Annotated in this window: 15 protein-coding genes and 2 pseudogenes; 6 read left to right on the top strand and 11 right to left on the bottom strand. The window is 70.5% G+C overall.

Going from position 1 to position 16,455, the window contains the following annotated elements; genetic code table 11:
- Positions 1 to 98: 98 nt before the first annotated feature.
- Genes ACWD3C_RS20665 through ACWD3C_RS20655 form a run of 3 tightly spaced genes read right to left on the bottom strand, consistent with a single transcriptional unit; the run spans position 99 to position 3,019 of the window.
- Positions 99 to 1,394 (bottom strand): bifunctional RNase H/acid phosphatase, encoded by a 1,296-nt coding sequence (locus ACWD3C_RS20665; protein ID WP_451145858.1) that lies wholly within the window; start codon positions 1,392 to 1,394, stop codon positions 99 to 101.
- Between the two features lie 12 nt (positions 1,395 to 1,406).
- Positions 1,407 to 2,150 (bottom strand): zinc ribbon domain-containing protein, encoded by a 744-nt coding sequence (locus ACWD3C_RS20660; RefSeq protein ID WP_451145893.1) that lies wholly within the window; start codon positions 2,148 to 2,150, stop codon positions 1,407 to 1,409.
- Complete coding sequence (locus tag ACWD3C_RS20655) at positions 2,147 to 3,019, bottom strand: Nif3-like dinuclear metal center hexameric protein (RefSeq protein ID WP_451145856.1); 873 nt, start codon at positions 3,017 to 3,019, stop codon at positions 2,147 to 2,149. The genes ACWD3C_RS20660 and ACWD3C_RS20655 overlap by 4 nt, the downstream gene beginning before the upstream one ends.
- A 287-nt stretch (positions 3,020 to 3,306) precedes the next feature.
- Between ACWD3C_RS20655 and ACWD3C_RS20650 the strand changes: the two genes are divergently transcribed.
- Together ACWD3C_RS20650 and ACWD3C_RS20645 are read left to right on the top strand one after the other, a co-directional pair.
- Positions 3,307 to 4,650, top strand: a complete 1,344-nt coding sequence (locus ACWD3C_RS20650) for a hypothetical protein (protein ID WP_451145854.1) — start codon at positions 3,307 to 3,309, stop codon at positions 4,648 to 4,650.
- A 50-nt stretch (positions 4,651 to 4,700) separates the two neighbouring features.
- The gene (locus ACWD3C_RS20645) at positions 4,701 to 4,886 is read left to right on the top strand and encodes a hypothetical protein (RefSeq protein ID WP_451145852.1); all 186 of its coding nucleotides are present in this window, start codon (positions 4,701 to 4,703) and stop codon (positions 4,884 to 4,886) included.
- Between the two features lie 41 nt (positions 4,887 to 4,927).
- Here ACWD3C_RS20645 and ACWD3C_RS20640 read toward each other — a convergent pair whose 3' ends face one another.
- From ACWD3C_RS20640 to ACWD3C_RS20625, 4 genes and pseudogenes are all read right to left on the bottom strand, one after another.
- Positions 4,928 to 5,947, bottom strand: a complete 1,020-nt coding sequence (locus ACWD3C_RS20640) for a 3-oxoacyl-ACP reductase (RefSeq protein WP_451145850.1) — start codon at positions 5,945 to 5,947, stop codon at positions 4,928 to 4,930.
- Between the two features lie 49 nt (positions 5,948 to 5,996).
- Entirely contained in the window at positions 5,997 to 7,082 is a 1,086-nt protein-coding gene (locus tag ACWD3C_RS20635; protein ID WP_451145848.1) for a Zn-dependent alcohol dehydrogenase, read from the bottom strand.
- A gap of 283 nt (positions 7,083 to 7,365) precedes the next feature.
- A pseudogene (locus ACWD3C_RS20630) lies at positions 7,366 to 8,223 on the bottom strand (MaoC/PaaZ C-terminal domain-containing protein); the annotation flags it as partial.
- Positions 8,224 to 8,509: 286 nt separating this feature from the next.
- Complete coding sequence (locus ACWD3C_RS20625; RefSeq protein WP_451145846.1) at positions 8,510 to 9,946, bottom strand: MFS transporter; 1,437 nt, start codon at positions 9,944 to 9,946, stop codon at positions 8,510 to 8,512.
- A 164-nt stretch (positions 9,947 to 10,110) separates the two neighbouring features.
- Here ACWD3C_RS20625 and ACWD3C_RS20620 point away from each other — a divergent pair, with 164 nt between their 5' ends.
- Both ACWD3C_RS20620 and ACWD3C_RS20615 read left to right on the top strand, forming a co-directional pair.
- Positions 10,111 to 10,761, top strand: a complete 651-nt coding sequence (locus tag ACWD3C_RS20620) for a class I SAM-dependent methyltransferase (protein WP_451145844.1) — start codon at positions 10,111 to 10,113, stop codon at positions 10,759 to 10,761.
- Between the two features lie 146 nt (positions 10,762 to 10,907).
- Positions 10,908 to 11,750, top strand: a complete 843-nt coding sequence (locus ACWD3C_RS20615; RefSeq protein WP_451145842.1) for an IS5 family transposase — start codon at positions 10,908 to 10,910, stop codon at positions 11,748 to 11,750.
- A 25-nt stretch (positions 11,751 to 11,775) separates the two neighbouring features.
- Here the strand turns inward: ACWD3C_RS20615 and bla are convergent, their stop codons facing one another.
- From bla to ACWD3C_RS20595, 4 genes and pseudogenes are all read right to left on the bottom strand, one after another.
- Positions 11,776 to 12,693, bottom strand: coding sequence for a class A beta-lactamase (gene bla, locus ACWD3C_RS20610; protein ID WP_451145840.1), 918 nt, complete (start codon positions 12,691 to 12,693; stop codon positions 11,776 to 11,778).
- Between the two features lie 317 nt (positions 12,694 to 13,010).
- Positions 13,011 to 13,145, bottom strand: a pseudogene (locus ACWD3C_RS20605) (IS5/IS1182 family transposase); the annotation flags it as partial.
- A 113-nt stretch (positions 13,146 to 13,258) separates the two neighbouring features.
- Positions 13,259 to 14,086, bottom strand: coding sequence for a M55 family metallopeptidase (locus ACWD3C_RS20600; protein ID WP_451145838.1), 828 nt, complete (start codon positions 14,084 to 14,086; stop codon positions 13,259 to 13,261).
- A 299-nt stretch (positions 14,087 to 14,385) separates the two neighbouring features.
- Entirely contained in the window at positions 14,386 to 15,357 is a 972-nt protein-coding gene (locus ACWD3C_RS20595; protein WP_451145891.1) for a helix-turn-helix transcriptional regulator, read from the bottom strand.
- A 103-nt stretch (positions 15,358 to 15,460) separates the two neighbouring features.
- Between ACWD3C_RS20595 and ACWD3C_RS20590 the strand changes: the two genes are divergently transcribed.
- Positions 15,461 to 15,868: a DUF3224 domain-containing protein gene (locus ACWD3C_RS20590; RefSeq protein ID WP_451145836.1), complete on the top strand. Its 408-nt coding sequence runs from the start codon at positions 15,461 to 15,463 to the stop codon at positions 15,866 to 15,868.
- Between the two features lie 80 nt (positions 15,869 to 15,948).
- Positions 15,949 to 16,359: a hypothetical protein gene (locus tag ACWD3C_RS20585; RefSeq protein ID WP_451145834.1), complete on the top strand. Its 411-nt coding sequence runs from the start codon at positions 15,949 to 15,951 to the stop codon at positions 16,357 to 16,359.
- Positions 16,360 to 16,455 lie beyond the last annotated feature (96 nt).

The raw sequence follows: 16,455 nt of genomic DNA, 5'->3' as shown, positions 1-16,455 counted from the left end.
GCCGCGCTCGACGCGGTCCGGGTGTCGACCACGCCGGAGGTGGTGACGCTGCTGGAGCGCGGGGTGCGGAGTGGGCAGCCCTCAAGGGTGACCCGGACTCAGCGCAGGTGGGACGTGTCGTTGAGCAGGCGGAGCGTGGCGTTGCCGTCCGCGTAGTACGCCACCACCGTCAGGGAGGCGGCCGACAGCTCCATGCGGAACAGGGACTCCGGGGGTGCGCCCAGGGCCAGCCGTACGAGGGTCTTGATCGGTGTCACGTGGGTGACGAGCAGGACGGTCCGGCCCGCGTACGCGGCGACCAGCTTGTCCCGGGCGGCGGCCACACGGGCGGCCACCGCCTCGAAGCTCTCGCCGCCGCCGGTGGGCCGGGCCTCGGGTGAGGCGAGCCAGGCGTCCATGTCCGCCGGGTAGCGCTCCCTGACCTCCCCGAAGGTCAGCCCCTCCCAGGCCCCGAAGTCCGTCTCCCTCAGCCCGTCCTCGGTCCCGGCCTCCAGTCCGAGGCGGGCCGCGATGATCCCGGCGGTCTCGCGGCAGCGGGCCAGCGGCGACGACACGATCGCCTGGATGGTCCCGCGGGCGGCGAGGGCCCCGGCGACGCGCTCGGCCTGGTAGCGGCCCACGTCCGAGAGGGATGGGTCGGAGCCGCCGCTGCCGGAGAACCGCTTTTGAGGGGTCAGCGAGGTCTCGCCGTGGCGGAGCAGGACGAAGGTGGCGGGGGTGCCGAGGTCGGGGGCGGCGGCCACATTGCGAGCTGCGCGGATGTCGGCCTGTGCCTTCGCGGTCCGGTCGCCGGGGGCGGAGGCGGTGGGTGCGGGAGCGGTCGTACGAGTCTCCGTCAGGGCTGCGCGAGTCTCCGTCAGGGCTGCGCGAGCCTTCGCCGCGCCCGCCGCCGCGTCCCCCGGAGGCCCCGACGGCTCAGGCGCCGCAGCCCGCGCCGCCCGCGCGTCCAGCTCCGCCGTCGACGCCGACGGCGACCATGGCTCCCCCCGCCTGCCCGCGTCCATCGCCTCGTTGGCGAGGCGGTCGGCGTGCTTGTTCTGTTCGCGGGGGATCCACTCGTACGTGACGTGAGTGGGAGGGAAGACGCGGGCCGCCTCGGTGGCGAGGGGCTTCATGTCGGGGTGTTTGATCTTCCAGCGGCCCGACATCTGTTCCACGACGAGCTTGGAGTCCATGCGGACGCGGACGGTGGCGGCCGGATCGAGGGCGTGGGCCGCCTTCAGGCCCGCGAGCAGCCCCCGGTACTCCGCCACGTTGTTGGTGGCGACGCCGATGTACTCGGCGGCCTCCACCAGCGTCTCGCCGGTCGCCGCGTCGATGACGACGGAGCCGTAGCCCGCGGGCCCCGGGTTGCCCCGGGAACCGCCGTCGGCCTCGACGATGAACTCCCGCACGCCGTACGTCCCCTACAGGCCGGACTCGGAGGTGCGCACCAGGATGCGGCGGCAGTTCTCGCAGCGGACGACCGTGTCGGGCGCCGCCGCGCGGATCTCGTTGATGTCCGTGATCGCGAGCTCCTGGCGGCAGCCCTGGCAGGTGCGCTGGTAGAGCTTGGCCGCGCCGATGCCGCCCTGCTGCTCGCGGAGCTTGTCGTACAGCTTGAGCAGGTCGGCCGGGACGGAACCGGCGATGACCTCGCGCTCCTTGGTCACGGAGGCGGCCTCGTCGTCCAGCGACTCGAACGCGGCGTCACGCCGGGAGGTCGCGTCGTCGATCTTCGACTGGACGGAGGCGACCCGCTCGGTCAGCTCGGCGACCCGCTCCTGCGCGGACTCACGGCGCTCCATGATCTCCAGGACGACGTCCTCCAGGTCGCCCTGCCGCTTGGCGAGGGAGGCGATCTCGCTCTGGAGGTTCTCCAGGTCCCTGGGGGAGCTCACGGCGCCGGAGTCGAGACGCTGCTGGTCGCGGGAGGCGCGCTGGCGCACCTGGTCGACGTCCTGCTCGGCCTTGGTCTGCTCGCGGGCGCAGTCGCTCTCCTCGGTCTGCGCGGCCACCAGCAGGTCGCGCAGCTGCGTGAGGTCCTTGGTCAGCGACTCGATCTCGGTGTGCTCGGGCAGCGACCTCCGCTTGTGCGCGAGCTGCTGCAGGCGTACGTCGAGGGCCTGGACGTCGAGAAGTCGGATCTGGTCGGCGGGCGCGGCGTTCAGTTGGGGGCTCCAGATGCATCAGAAGGGTCGGAAAGTTCGGAAAGAGGGGACGCCGCGTGGGCGGTCCAGGGATCGGTGACCGTCTTCGAGACATGGACCCGCAGGTCCCAGCCGTGCCGGTCGGAGATCTCGTCGAGCTGGGCGGCGGCCAGCTCGCACCAGGGCCATTCGGTGGCCCAGTGCGCCGCGTCGATCAGTGCGAGAGGACTGTGCTCACGGGCCTCGGACGCCGGGTGGTGGCGCAGGTCCGCGGTGAGGAAGGCGTCGACGCCGGCCGCGCGTACGTGGTCGAAGAGGCTGTCGCCGGAGCCGCCGCTGACCGCGACCGTCCGTACGAGCGCCTCGGAGTCACCCGCGACGCGGATGCCCTGCGCGGTGGCGGGCAGCCGCTCCGCTGCCCGCGCGGCGAACTCCCGTACGGTCAGCGGGTGGTCCAGCGCGCAGACGCGGCCCAGGCCCCGGCGGCCGTCGGGGTCGGCCGGGTCCGGTACGAGGGGGCGTACCACCCGGACGTCCAGGGCACCGGCCAGCGCGTCGCTCACGCCCGGATCGGCGGTGTCGGCGTTGGTGTGCGCGACGTGCAGGGCGATGTCGTTCTTGATGAGGGTGTGCACGACCCGGCCCTTGAACGTGGAGGCCGCCACCGTCGTCGTACCGCGCAGATAGAGCGGATGGTGGGTGACCAGCAGGTCCGCGCCCAGCTTCACCGCCTCGTCGACGATCTCCTGGACCGGGTCGACGGCGAACAGCACACGGGAGACGTCCTGGTCGGGATCGCCGCAGACCGTGCCGACCGCGTCCCACCCCTCGGCCCTCTCGGGGGGCCAGAGGGCGTCGAGCGCGGAGATGACTTCAGACAGACGGGGCACAAACAAAAGGCTACCTGGCCCCTCCTTGCGCCTGAACCGGCGCCGCTCTCGCGGACCTGGTTGCTCGCTGTCGTGGTTCCTCAATTGATGGTGGCGGTGATCTTCGCTGGAGGATGCCGGAAGATTCAGAACCAATCGACTGCGAGAGCTCCGAGCCCCATGGAGCACACCTGCCCCGTTCCCTCAGGCGAATCGCGACACGAACACCCTTATGTGTGAAGCGGGTGCCCGGCGGTCCCACGTCTGTGCGTGCGAAAACTAGTTTCGTGGCTGGAGGTGACCGAACGATGACGGCCTGTGCTCTCGGACCCTCGGCGAGGAACGGCGAGGAGTGGGCCGCGCGGCCCGCATGCGTGATCACCGCTGACGGGACGTACGCGGCACGCCTCGCCCTGGCGGGCGGCGAGTCCTGGTTCCCGGAGCGCTGGACACTGGACGGCCCCGAGCCGTACGCCGTACCGCTACCCGGGAACCAGCCGGAGGAACCCGGCACCGAGGTCCTCCCGATGAGCGACGGCCGCGTGCTGATCCACCGGATCGCGGCCGGACGGCACGTGTTCTCGCTGCTCTATCCGACCGGGCCGGGGACCGGCGAGGTGCCCCTCGGCGCGGTCGAGTGCCCGGAGGAGTCGGCGGAGCTGCGGCTGCTGCCGCCCTCACCGCGCGGGAATCGGGCGTACGCCCTTGCCGTGGGCCGGAGTTCGACGGCGGTGTGGCTGGTGGCGGGCGGGGCGTTCGGGCCCGAGCACCTGGCGGAGGTGCCGGGGCGCTGCTCGGGGGGTGTGTGGCTGGACGGGACGGGGCGGCTGCTCGCCCTGGACCGGGAGCGGGACGGGCGGACCAAGACGGTCGTGGTCGACCTGGAGCGCGGCGGCGAGATGTCACCGCTGCTGCAGATCGCGGAGGACAGCAACGACCGGCTGCTCCTCGCCGACCTGGACAGCGGCCTGCTGCTGATCCGCTCGGACGCGCCCTCCCCGGGCCACGACCGGCTGGGCTGGGGCGTACTGGGGAGCACGCTTCCGGTCCGCTTCCCGGAGTGCCTGCGGCCGACCGACTGCGACGCGGTGACGCCGTTCGCCATCCAGCCCGGCCAGGTGCTGACGCCGGAGAGCTGCGCCGTGGCCCTCCGCATCGACGGCGCGGCCGGCTGCTGGGTCGGCGTCTGGCGTCCCGCCGAACGCCAGGTCCACCATCTCCCCGCTCCCGAGGGCTGGTTGGCGGGGACCGGGCTGTGGACCAAGGACGGGGTGCTCCATCTGCCGTACGTGACGGGGGCGGAGCCCTGTGGCGTGTCACGGGTGGAGGCGCCCACGGGGGCGGGGGACGCGGGGCCCGGGGACGCGGGTGCGGGGGATCTGCGGGGTTCGGGAGGAGGTTCGGGGGACGGTACGGCTGCCGCGTCGGCGCCCGGGGATGCGCCGTCGCCGGAGCCGCCGGTCCCGGATCCCCCGGAGCCCGTGGCCGCGCGGCCGGTACCGCTGCAACAGGCGCCGTTGCAGCAGGCTTCGTCGCAAGGGCAGGTGCCCCCGGACTGCGATACGGAAGGCAATGCAGACAACGCAGACAGCGCAGACGGCACAAGCGCAACACGCGTGGCCGCCGTCACATCTGTCACACCCGCACGTTAGGCTTGTCCGGCTGTACGAAGGATCTTGTTTGACGGGGTGAACACTTCCAGATGAGCGACACGCACACGACCCACCCGCCGGCCTCCGACACGCAGGAGGCCACCGGACACGGCAAGCACCGCGGACCGGTATCTGTCCAGGATTCCGAGGCGCCCCCTCGGGGACGCCACCGCAAGCCGTCGTCCGGGCAGAACCAGCAGCACCAGCTAACCCAGCAGACCGAACAGGCGGCCTGATCGGCTGAACCCGACTGCGACCGCAGCTGTTTGACGAAACGTCACGTCAGTGGCGACGCTTGGCCCCGCCCCTCCGAGGGCGGGGTCTCGTGTTTCAGCCCGAGCACCTCCACCGCCGCGAAGGTCTCGCCAGGCGGCCGCTCGGCGTAGTACGGGCTGAGCAGCGCGTCCAGTTCGTCGTACGAGAAGGCGTCCTGCTTGGTGTCGAACTTGGCGGCCACGCGCGGCCGTTCGACGACCGCGACCATTCCGCCGTGTACGACGAGGAGTTGGCCGTTGATGTGCCCGGCCGCCGGGGACGCCAAGTAGCCGACGAGCGGCGCGACATGCTCGGGGGCGAGGGGGTCGGGCCCCGACTCGGTTCCCGACCCGGATCCCGACGCGGATCCCGACCCGGGTTCGTCAAAGTGGCCGGCGAAGACGTCCGCCGTCATCCGAGTCCGGGCACGCGGGCAGATGACGTTCGCCGTGACGCCGTACTTGGCGAGCGCCAGGGCCGTGGACGTGGTCAGCCCGACGATCCCGCCTTTCGCGGCAGCGTAGTTGGGCTGCCCGGCGGACCCGGCGAGGAACGCCTCCGACGAGGTGTTGACGATCCGCCCGTACACCGGCGCCCCGGACGCCTTGGACCGCGTACGCCAGTGGGCGGCGGCGAAGCGGGTCGTGTTGAAGTGGCCCTTGAGGTGGACCCGGACGACCGCGTCCCACTCGCCCTCGGTCATCGAGAAGACCATGCGGTCGCGCAGGATGCCCGCGTTGTTGACCAGGATGTCCAGTTTCCCGAACTCGCCGACGGCCAGCTCGACCAGTTCCCGGGCCTGTTGATGGTCGGCGACATCACCGGTGTGGGCGAGGGCCCGGCCGCCGGTGGCGCGGATCTCGGCGGCCACCTCCTCGGCGGGCCCGGCGGAGGCCTCGCCCGAGCCGTCCCGTCCCGGCTGCCCGTAGTCGTTGACGACGACGGCCGCGCCGAGGCGGGCGAGTTCCAGCGCCTCGGCCCGGCCGAGACCACGGCCGGCGCCGGTGACGATCGCCGACAGTCCCTCAAGTGGCAGTGACATCAAGGTCCCCAAAGTCCCTACGGTCGTGAAGTCCTTACGGTCGTAGCGGTCAGAGCTCGATGCACGTACGCAGTGCCGTGCCCGTCCGCATCTGGTCCAGTGCCTCGTTGATGTCGGTGAGCGGGACCCGGTGGGTGATCAGGCCCGCGAGGTCGATGCGTCCGGCGCGCCACAGGGCGATGGTCCGCTCGTAGGAGCGCATCACGTCCCCGCCGCCGTACATGGAGGGCAGGATTCGCTTCTCGTCGAAGAACAGCTCGAACATGTTGAGCTGGAGGAAGTCGTCCATGGCGCCCGCGCCGACGACGACGAGGGTGCCGCCGCGCCGGGTGTTCTCGTACGCCGTGCGTGCGGTGGCGGACTTGCCGACGACCTCGAAGACGTAGTCGAAGCCCTCGCCGCCGGTCACGGACTGCTTGGCGTCCGGCAGCTCCTCCGGCGAAACCGCCTGCGTGGCACCGAACCTGAGCGCAGACTCGCGGCGCGAGACGACCGGGTCGACGGCGACGATCTCCGCGGCGCCCTTGAGCCGTGCCCCCTGGATCGCCGAGATGCCGACGCCACCGCAGCCGATGACGGCGACCGACGAACCGGCTTCCACGTCAGCGGTGTTGAGGGCGGCGCCGAGTCCGGTGGTGACCCCGCAGCCGATGAGCGCGGCGATGTCGAAGGGCACGTCGTCGGGGATCGGCACGGCGCAGCCCGCGTCGACCACGAGCTCCTCGGCGAAGGTCCCCGTGCCCGCGAAGCCGAAGACGTCGGAAGAACTGCTGCCGGGGCGCTTGAAGTTGGGCGTACCGGCGTTCATGAACCCGGCGAGACACAGCTCGGTCTGGCCGCGCTTGCAGGCGGGACAGGCACCGCAGGCCGGGAGCCAGCAGACGACGACACGGTCACCGGGCTTGACGTTGCTCACGCCTTCCCCGACGTCGAGGATCTCCCCGGCGCCCTCGTGGCCGACCACGAACGGCGCGGGCTGCGGCAGGACCCCGGCCATCGCGGACAGGTCCGAGTGACACAGCCCCGTGGCCCGCACCCGGACCCTCACCTTGCCGGGGCCGAAGCCCACCGCCTCGACGTCGTCGAGGACTTCGAGCTTTTCCTGGCCGATCTCGTGCAGTACGGCTGCGCGCATGGTGCGGCTCCCCTCAGGAGTACTACGTACTGGACTGCTGTGCTGCTGCTCAGGTGTGGGGGGCGAGGGAGGAACCGACGGCGGACCCGGCGTCGGCGGCTTCGGCGTCAGTGGCTGCGGCCTCGGCGGCTTCGGTGTTGTCGGCTTCGGTGCCGGCGGCTTCGGTGTTGTCGGCTTCCGTGCCGGCGGCTTCCGTGCCAGCGGCTTCCGTGCCAGCGGCTTCCGTGCCAGCGGCTTCCGTGCCAGCGGCTTCCGTGCCAGCGGCTTCCGTGCCAGCGGCTTCGGCGTGGGTGACGAGCGTGTCGGCCAGCACCGGCGCGTCCTCCCGTTCGGCGGCCGTCACCAGCACCTGGACCTGATCGGGACCCCGCTCCCACATCCGGATGCGCAGGGTCTCGCCCGGGAAGGCGACCCCGGCGAACCGGGTGGCGTACGAGCGGACGCGGCCGACGTCGCCGCCGAGCAGGGTGTCGACGACCGCCTTGAGCGTCATGCCGTACGTGCACAGCCCGTGCAGGATCGGCCGGTCGAACCCGGCCCGCTCGGCGAACTCGGGGTCGGCGTGCAGCGGGTTCCAGTCGCCGGAGAGCCGGTAGAGCAGGGCTTGATCCTCGCGGACGGCCCGCTCAACCTCCTTGTCGGGGGCGGTCGTCGGCGGTTCGAGGCGGGCGGAGGGTCCGCGTTCGCCGCCCCAGCCGCCTTCTCCGCGTACGAAGATCTGAGCGTCGTTCGTCCACAACGGGCCCTCGGCGTCGGCGACTTCGGTGCGGATGACCAGGACGGCGGCCTTGCCCTTGTCGTACACAGCCGCGATGCGCGAGGTGGCAACCGCCGTTCCCCGTACGGGAATCGGGCGGTGGACCTTGATGGTCTGGCCGCCGTGCAGCACCTGGGCGAGGTCGACGTCGACGCCGGGTGCGCTCAGGCCGCCGACCGCGTCCGGGGAACCGGCGCCCGCGACGGTGGCGAAGCTCGGCAGGACGTGCAGCCGGGACTCCAGGGTGTAGCGCAGCTCGTCGGGGTCGGTCGCGGGGACACCGGCGCCGAGGCCGAGGTGGTAGAGCTGGACGTCCTTGGGCACCCAGGAGATCTCGGCGGACCGGGGTTCGGCCGCGAGTGCCTTGGCGGCGTCGATGGGCATGGGGCTCCTGATCTGCTAAGGGCCAAGACCTCGGTGCGGCCGTCCGCACCGTCGGCCGCACCGAGGTCGACACGGGGCCGCGGAACCCGCCCGTTCTAGAACGCGTTCCAGTCCGGCGACCCCCTGTATAGCCGAGGGGCGTGCACTTGTGAAGACTCCTGACGACACGTCAGGTGCCTGTACGGGGGCGTCATGCGTTGGTCTCCGGGGCCGGTAGGGGCGGGTGCGCTCGGGGAAGGTCGCCAGGTGCCGCTGGGCTTCGGCGAGTTCCCCGGCCGCCGTTTCGTCAGTCCGCCGAGCCCCTCCGCGGCAGCCACACCAGCATCACCACCACCCCCGCGAGCAGCACGATCCCGCCCGTGCGGAACACCAGCGCGTACCCGTCCGTCAGCGCCTCGGCCGGGTCGCCGCCCGCCGTACCCGTACGGGCCGCGGCGATCGTCGACATGACGGCCAGACCGAGCGAACCACCCATCGTCCGCGAGGTGTTGACGAGCCCGGAGACCAGCCCCGCATCCCCCGGCGCCGCCCCGGACGTGGCGAGCGCGGCGAGCGGGGTCGCCGCCAGGCCCCCGCCCGTCATCATCAGGACCCCGGGGATCATGATCGCAGTCAGGTACGAGCCGTCCGCCGTCATCGTCGACTGCCATCCGAACCCGGCGGCGGCCACCAGCACCCCGAGCACGGCGACATGGCGCGCCCCGAGCACCCGCATGAGCCGCGGCGCGAGCTTGGAGGCCAGCACCACGGCCAGTGAACTCGGCATGCTCGCGAGGCCGGCCTCCAGCGGTGTGTAGCCGAGCACGTTCTGGGCGTACAGCGTGATGAAGTACCAGGTGCAGAACATGACCGCGCCGCACAGGAACATCGCCGCGTTCGACGACGCCACCGACCTGAGGCGCAGCAGCTTCGGCGGCATGAGCGGTGCCTGCGTGCGCGCCTCGACGGCCAGGAAGACGCCGATCAGCACCAGCCCCGCGAGCAACGGCACCAGCGTCACAGTCGCCGCCCACCCCTCGGCCTCCGTCTGCACGATGCCGTACGCGAGGGTCGCGAGCCCCGCCGTCACCAGGACCGCGCCCGGCAGGTCGAGCCGCCGCCCGTCCCCGGCCCGGCTCTCCAGGAGCCAGCGGGCCGCGCCGATCAGCACCACCGCTCCGACCGGCACGTTGATGAGGAGCACCCACCGCCACGACAGCCCGTCCACCAGCAGCCCGCCGACCAGCCCGCCCGCGGCTCCCCCGCCCGCGCCGACCGCCGTCCAGGTCGCGATGGCCCGCGCGCGTGCGGGCCCCTCCGGTACGGCCGAGGTGACGATCGTGAGCGTCGAGGGCGCGAGCACCGCCGCCCCCAGCCCCTGCACGGCCCGCGCGACGAGCAGCTCCCAGCCCTCCTGCGCCAGCCCGCCGGCCAGCGAGGCCAGCGTGAACAGGACGAGCCCGACCAGGAACATCCGCTTGCGCCCGTACAGGTCACCGGCCCGCCCGCCGAGCAGCATGAAACCGGCGAAGGCGATCGTGTACGCGTTCACGACCCACTGAAGCCCCACCACGCTCAGCCCCAGGTCGGCACGCATCGACGGCAACGCCACGTTGACGACGGACACGTCGAGGACGACGAGGAACTGCCCGGCGCACGCGAGCGCGACCACCGCCCACAGGGGCGGCGCCGTACGGCGAGACGACGGAGGCGTGTCTTCTGGGGCTCGGAGCATGGGTGTCATGCTCTCAACCACGCTACGCACCGGGCATCGGGATTTCGCCGCACGATGCACTCGGTCGCGGGACCTAGAACTGACCTGGACCTGGACCGAGACCTGGGCCTGGGACCGGGGCCGGGGGTAGGGCAGCATGGGCGCCCACACTCACGTACGACCGGAGGAACCCCATGCCCATGGCCCTCAAGCCGGAGATCCTCGCCGCCTTCGAGGCGGCCAAGGGGTTCATGCCCGTGCGGGAGGGGCTCGCTCTGTACGAGGCGGCCGTGGAGGCGGGGCGGCTCGGGCTGCCGTTGCTGGAGGTGGGCACGTACTGCGGCCGGTCCACGATCCTGCTCGCCGACGCGGCGCGCGAGGCGGGCGTCACGGCGGTCACGGTCGACCACCACCGCGGCAGCGAGGAGCAGCAACCGGGCTGGGACTACCACGACCCGACCACCGTGGACCCCGAGGTGGGCGTCATGGACACCCTCCCCACCTTCCGCCGCACCCTCCACAGGGCACAACTTGAGGACCACGTGGTCGCGATCGTCGGCCGCTCCCCGCAAGTGGCCGCCTTCTGGCAGACCCCCGTGGGCCTCGTCTTCATCGACGGCGGCCACACCGACGAACACGCCACCGCCGACTACCAGGGATGGGCCCCCCACATCGCCGACGACGGCCTCCTCGTCATCCACGACGTCTTCCCGGACCCGGCCGACGAGTTCACCGGCCAGGCCCCGTACCGCCTCTACCTCCGCGCCCTGGACTCCGGCGCCTTCACGGAGGTCTCGGCCACCGACTCGCTGCGCGTGCTGCGGCGAACGGGGGCGGGGATCTGAGAGCAAGGATCGGAGGGCACAGTTAGAGTCGCGTTGTTGAATAAGAGGTCGCGCAGATAGGCGCGGTGGTGGGACCCCGGCAGCAAGACAGGCACAGCTCTTGGCGATCATGGAGTTGCGACGCTCTGTGATCACCGGGGAGACCTGTGCCTGTGCTGCCATCATGGCTGACCGAACCACTCTGGAGCCAATTCGCCGTTTTGCTGCCCGAGCGGCCGGAGTACCACCCGGACCATCCACTCGGCTGCCACCGCCCGCGCATCAGCGACCGGATCGTGTTCGACAAGATGCTGCAACTGCTGCGCTTCGGCTGCTCCTACCAGGCGATCGCCGACACGACCTGCTCGGCCACCACGATCCGCAATCGCCGCGACGAGTGGATCCGGCTCGCTGTCTTCGCCCGGCTCAAGCAGATCGCGCTGGCCTCCTACGACCGGATCGTCGGCCTTGCCCTGGCCCAGATCGCCGTTGACGGCTCCATCACCAAGGCTCCCGGCGGCGGCGAGGTGGCCGGGCGTTCCCCGGTCGATCGCGGCAAACAGGGCCTGAAACGCTCCGGCATGCCGGACGGATACGGCATTCCCCTGGGCCGCGTCCTGGCCGGCGCCAACCGCCACGACTCCCCGCCGCTCGCACCGACCCTGGACCGCCTGGACGGCCTCGGACCGCTGCCCGACACCGTCACCGTCCACCTGGACGCCGGCTACGACTCGGACAAGACCCGCGCTCTGCTCGACGAACGCGGCCTGCACGGCAGCATCGCGCACAAAGGCGAGAAGGCGCCCATCCAGGCAAGTCAGAGGTGGCATGTCGAACGGACCCACGCCTGGCAGAACGCCTTCCACCGCCTCGCCCGCTGCTACGAGCGCCGGGCCACCGTCATCGACGCCTTCTTCGGCCTCGCCGACACCATGATCACCGTGCGTAGCTTGTCCCGTCGGGCATGGACGACCCACCGCTGGGACGAACGCCCGCACTGCCGCCCATGAGTACACGCCTATCGGCGCGGCCTCTTTAAACGAGTTCCGCGGCCAGCATGGTGGCCGTCTTGGCCACCAGCGGGTTGTCGGTCGGCGCGTCTTCCTCGGGTTGGGTCGTCAGGACGGCCATCACGATCGGTGTGCTGGCCGGCGGCCAGGTAACGCCCACGTCGTTGGCGCCGCCGTACTTCCCGCCGCCAGTCTTGTCGGCGAGCAGCCAGTCAGCCGGGAGGCCCTTGCGGAACTTCTCGGTGCTGGTGGTGTTGTGGAGCAGCCAACCGGTGAGCCGTACCCGGTCCCGGGGCTCCAGCACTCGGCCGAGCGTGAGGCGTGCGTAGGTCAGGCCGATGGCGCGAGGGGAGGTCGTGTCAGTCACACGCCAGGGCTCCGCCGAGTTGAGCTCGGGCTCCCACCGGTCAAGCCGGGTGATGCCGTCCCCGATCGAGCGGCAGAAGCGGGTGATGGCGGTCGGTCCCCCCAGCTCCCTGAGCAGCAGATTGCCTGCGGTGTTGTCGCTGAAGCGGACGGTGGCGTCACACAACTCACCGACGGTCATTCCGCCCGCGACATTCTCAGCCCGCTCGGTGATCGGGGAGAAGCCCGACCTGGTGACGTATTCCTGGGTGTACCGGATGCGCTTGGCCAGGAACTCGCCGTCGTGATCAAGGTCGCGCAGGACGGCCGCGGCGGCGATCGTCTTGAACACCGAGGTCATCGGGAAGCGTTCGTCCGCTCGGTACGCCACCGTCCTGCCCGTACGCATGTTGCGGGCGAACACACCCAGCCGGGCGGTGTGCTCCTGCTCCAACTCCCTCAGCCGCGAGGTGATGCCGTCCACGTCGGGTAAGGCGTAGGCCGTCCCGCCGCCCAGGGAGAGGGCGGCCGACAGAGCCGTGACCGCGCCCAGAGCAAGCGCGGTACGACGGGACAGGCGTGGCTTTGTGGTGTGCAAGGGGTTCCCTTCTGAGGTGATCACTGACGTACTGCAACACGCGCTGGCGGCTGGGCTGGTTTCACCGCGCGTGTGACCTTTCTGGCGCAGCGCCGGTGAGCTGGATGCTGTTGATCCGAAACGTAGGTGTTCTGGGTCGTTGATCGCCGTGTGAGTGAACTGGTGGGGGACGCAGAACAAAAAGCCCTGATCCGCGTTGTCGCAGAGCAGGGCTACCTGGCGGAGGACACGAGATCTCGCGTCGTGCAGTGCCCGCACCGCACCGGTACCACCGGACCATCCCTCAGCCTGGACAGCATTTCGGGTGGTCCGGTCACGAAGACGATCCGGTCGCTGATGCGCGGGCGGTGGCAGCCGAGTGGATGGTCCGGGTGGTACTCCGGCCGCTCGGGCAGCAAAACGGCGAATTGGCTCCAGAGTGGTTCGGTCAGCCATGATGGCAGCACAGGCACAGGTCTCCCCGGTGATCACAGAGCGTCGCAACTCCATGATCGCCAAGAGCTGTGCCTGTCTTGCTGCCCGGGTCCCACCACCGCGCCCATCCGCGCGGCCTCCTAATCGGTGCCTAGCCGGGTTTGATGGTCGCGAGCTGTGCGAGCAGCAGGACCAGCTGGTATGTCTCGGCGAAGTCGGCGGCGGTGAAGGTGACCGTCCGGCCGCCTTCAGCGCGTGAGACACCTGGCACGAGTGTCGCCAGGTCAACGATGAACGGCGCGGACAGGTCGATCTCGACCTCAAGCGGTCCGGCAAGGGTCAGTGGCGAGACCTGTGCGTGCCGCGTGATGGCTTCGGTGGCCGCACGGCGCATCCGCTCCCGCGCTTCCTCGGGGTGGAGGGTGACAGCAGCGCCCTGACCGAGGGCTTGCTTGACCGCGACGGTGACCGCGGAGGGGACCAGATCACGCAGTTCGGCGCAGGCGCTGTCGTCGCCGCTGAGCAGCACGACCGGTACGCCCAGATGCCCGGCCATGGCGGTGTTGAGACCAATCTCGCCCATGGAACGCCCGGCCACACGCACGTCGAGGATGCCGTCGTTCATGGTGTGTGCGAGCACGGCCGGGCCGCGACCGGCACGGGCGTGGTAGCCGACGAGCAGAACCGCGTCGGTGCGTTCGTCGAGTCCACCGAGCATGCCCAGCGGGCGCGGCTTGCCGCGAACCAGATGTGCCCGTCGGTCAAGGCTCTCCGGCAGCAGGTTACGGAACGGCCCATGTGCGTCGGTGACCCACACCTCGGCAGTGGGTTCGGCGTCCAGCACACCGGCTATCACGCTGTTCGCCTCAGCCGTCGCTAACGCGCGACCGCGCTCGTAGTCGTAGCGATCCGGATTCGTCTCGGTGGGATGCACGATCCCCGAGATGCCCTCCATGTCGACAGAGATCAGCACCTTCATAACTCAGGGAGCCTATGCGCTGCGCGCACCGTGCTGGCACTGCACAACAGAACGTCTGGTCTGGTCGGCCAGACCGTCCTCGGCCACTGACGCTATTTCTCGTGAACATCCACGAGCTCGTCGATCGCCCACTGCCGCCGCAACCAGTGAACAAACGCTGCTGCTGGACGTGAACGAAGCCACGCGCAGTCGACTTCAGAAACTGACATTGGCCACGACGGCCGGACTTCCCCCGACGACCTCAACCGGCGCTGGGACGCCTATGGGCAGGAAGCTTCCTGGACCTGAGCCCGAAGCGTTCACAGCGATGACGCGTAGCGGCTGGCCAGCGTGGCCGCGGTCTGGGCGATGGCCGCCCGCAGCTCGGGCGGGCCGATCACCTCGGCCTCAATGCCCAGTCTGAGCAGGTCGCTGACCGCGACGGCTTGTGTCTCGACCGGCATCTCCACCTGCACCCAGCCCTCAGCATCCGGCGGCCCGGCTCCCTCAAGGGCTCGTGTGCCCGCCGCGCCGAACTGCATGGGCAACAGCTTCTGGGCGCGAGGCGAGATCCGCAGGAGCGCAACTCCCTGGTGAAGCGCGGCCTCCAGGCGGCGGGAGGATTCCTCCCAGTAGGCAGCCAGGTCGAATCCGGCCGGGCGATCGAAGACTTCTCCTGTGGTGTCCACGGCCAGGAAGCGCGATATCCGGTAGGTCCGTATGGTCTCGTCGGCCCGCGCCACCAGGTACCAGATCCCGCCCTTGAGGACGAGACCGAGCGGATGCAGCTCCCGGTGCACCTCACCACCCCACCGCCGATAGCGTGCCCGCAGCACCCGCTGCCCCCACACTGCCTGGGCCACCGGCCCCAGATACGGAACCGGGTCGGCGTCCCGGAACCAGGCCGGCGCATCCAGGTGGAACCGGTCCTGGATGCGCCGGGCCCGGTCAGCCAGTTCGGCCGGAAGAGCGGCCTGCAGCTTCAGCTGCGCGGCAGCCAGCACCGCCCCGAGGCCCAGATCGCGCGCAGGCCCGGGAGCCCCTGCGAGGAAGAGTGATGCGGCCTCGGTGTCGGTGAGCCCGGTCAGCCGCGTGCGGTACCCGTCCACCAGCCGGTAGCCACCGGCAGGCCCACGGTCGGCGCAGACCGGGACGCCCGACGCGCTGAGCGCCTCGATGTCCCGGTAGACCGTACGGACCGACACCTCCAGCTCCGCGGCGAGTTCAGACGCGGTCATCCGCCCGCGGTTCTGGAGCAGCAGAAGCAGGGAGAGAAGCCGGTCGGCACGCATGGAACCATTGCCCCGGTGTACCTGACGGGAGATGTCAGGTACGGCGGTCAGGCTGATCACGCACCGCACGGGGAAGACCGTGCGACCGATCAAGAGGACAGCCATGCCCGTCCAGACCAGCGGCCACTTCACCTTCGCCAACTGGGAAGAGCGCACTCTCACGCCGAGCGAGGTGAGTCCGAGACTCGCCCACGCCACCGTCACCAACACCTTCTCCGGCGGCATCGAGGCCACCGACACCACCTGCGAATACACCATCGTCTACGTCACGGAGAAGACCGGCACGTTCACCGGGATGGAGGTCCTAGCCGGCCACCTCGACGGTCGCGAGGGCACCTCCGTCGCCGAAGAACGCGGCTCCTTCGACGCCGACGGCACTGTGCACTGCACCTTCGAGGTCGTGCCGGGATCAGGGACCGGAGAACTGGACGGACTGCGCGGGACCGGCAGCTTCACCGCCAAGCACGGCGAACCGTCCGTCCCCTACACCTTTGACTACGACCTGGACTGAACAAGCACCCCAGGCAACACGTCTCGGGACGAACCCGCAGGCCCCGCCCCAACAGGGGCGGGACCAACAAGGGCGGGACCATGACCCCGCGTAACCGCCAAATAGCTATGAAGACCGAGCACCATAAAGCCCTAAAGGTCACACCACGGGGCAATCTTCAGAAAATGAAGGTTTTTGACGGTTCGGCAGGCGCTCAGGTGGCCCGGAGGACGGTTGTAGGTGATCGCGCGTTGTACCGGCTGGGCCTGTTCCTGCTCCAGTGCCATGCGGACGACCGTCGCGCATGGTCCGTCGAAGAGTTCGTGAAGGCGGGCGTCGCTTTGCGGGCCGATGGCGACACGAAGTTCTGCCGGCTCGACCGTGAGTGCGAGGTGGACGGACTTGTCCTCTCGTACGAGGGGATGCCCCATGACGGTCGCGGTGTGCCAGCCGCCGACCGGGGCGACACCATTGAGTCACCACGCCTCCAGCGCGCATGTCGTCGCCGCTGAGTTTCCCCGCCGGCAACGCGTTGTGCAGCTGGTATCGACCCGCCCACTCACTGTGAGGCGACCGCTCCGGCCACGGGGGCGCGCCCAGTGCCGCGG

Source organism: Streptomyces sp. NPDC002845, assembly GCF_053591955.1.
The sequence above is the reverse complement of the archived record's forward strand: the minus strand, read 5'-3'. Positions and strand labels throughout refer to the sequence as shown.

Excerpts from the sequence above, each read along its gene's own strand:
- ACWD3C_RS20600 (WP_451145838.1), bottom strand. The coding sequence starts at position 14,086 with ATGAAGGTGCTGATCTCTGTCGACATGGAGGGCATCTCGGGGATCGTG.
- ACWD3C_RS20585 (WP_451145834.1), top strand. The coding sequence starts at position 15,949 with ATGACCCCGCGTAACCGCCAAATAGCTATGAAGACCGAGCACCATAAA.
- ACWD3C_RS20635 (WP_451145848.1), bottom strand. The coding sequence starts at position 7,082 with ATGCGCGCAGCCGTACTGCACGAGATCGGCCAGGAAAAGCTCGAAGTC.
- ACWD3C_RS20640 (WP_451145850.1), bottom strand. The coding sequence starts at position 5,947 with ATGTCACTGCCACTTGAGGGACTGTCGGCGATCGTCACCGGCGCCGGC.
- ACWD3C_RS20590 (WP_451145836.1), top strand. The coding sequence starts at position 15,461 with ATGCCCGTCCAGACCAGCGGCCACTTCACCTTCGCCAACTGGGAAGAG.
- ACWD3C_RS20625 (WP_451145846.1), bottom strand. The coding sequence starts at position 9,946 with ATGACACCCATGCTCCGAGCCCCAGAAGACACGCCTCCGTCGTCTCGC.
- ACWD3C_RS20645 (WP_451145852.1), top strand. The coding sequence starts at position 4,701 with ATGAGCGACACGCACACGACCCACCCGCCGGCCTCCGACACGCAGGAG.
- ACWD3C_RS20595 (WP_451145891.1), bottom strand. The coding sequence starts at position 15,357 with ATGCGTGCCGACCGGCTTCTCTCCCTGCTTCTGCTGCTCCAGAACCGC.
- ACWD3C_RS20620 (WP_451145844.1), top strand. The coding sequence starts at position 10,111 with ATGCCCATGGCCCTCAAGCCGGAGATCCTCGCCGCCTTCGAGGCGGCC.
- ACWD3C_RS20650 (WP_451145854.1), top strand. The coding sequence starts at position 3,307 with ATGACGGCCTGTGCTCTCGGACCCTCGGCGAGGAACGGCGAGGAGTGG.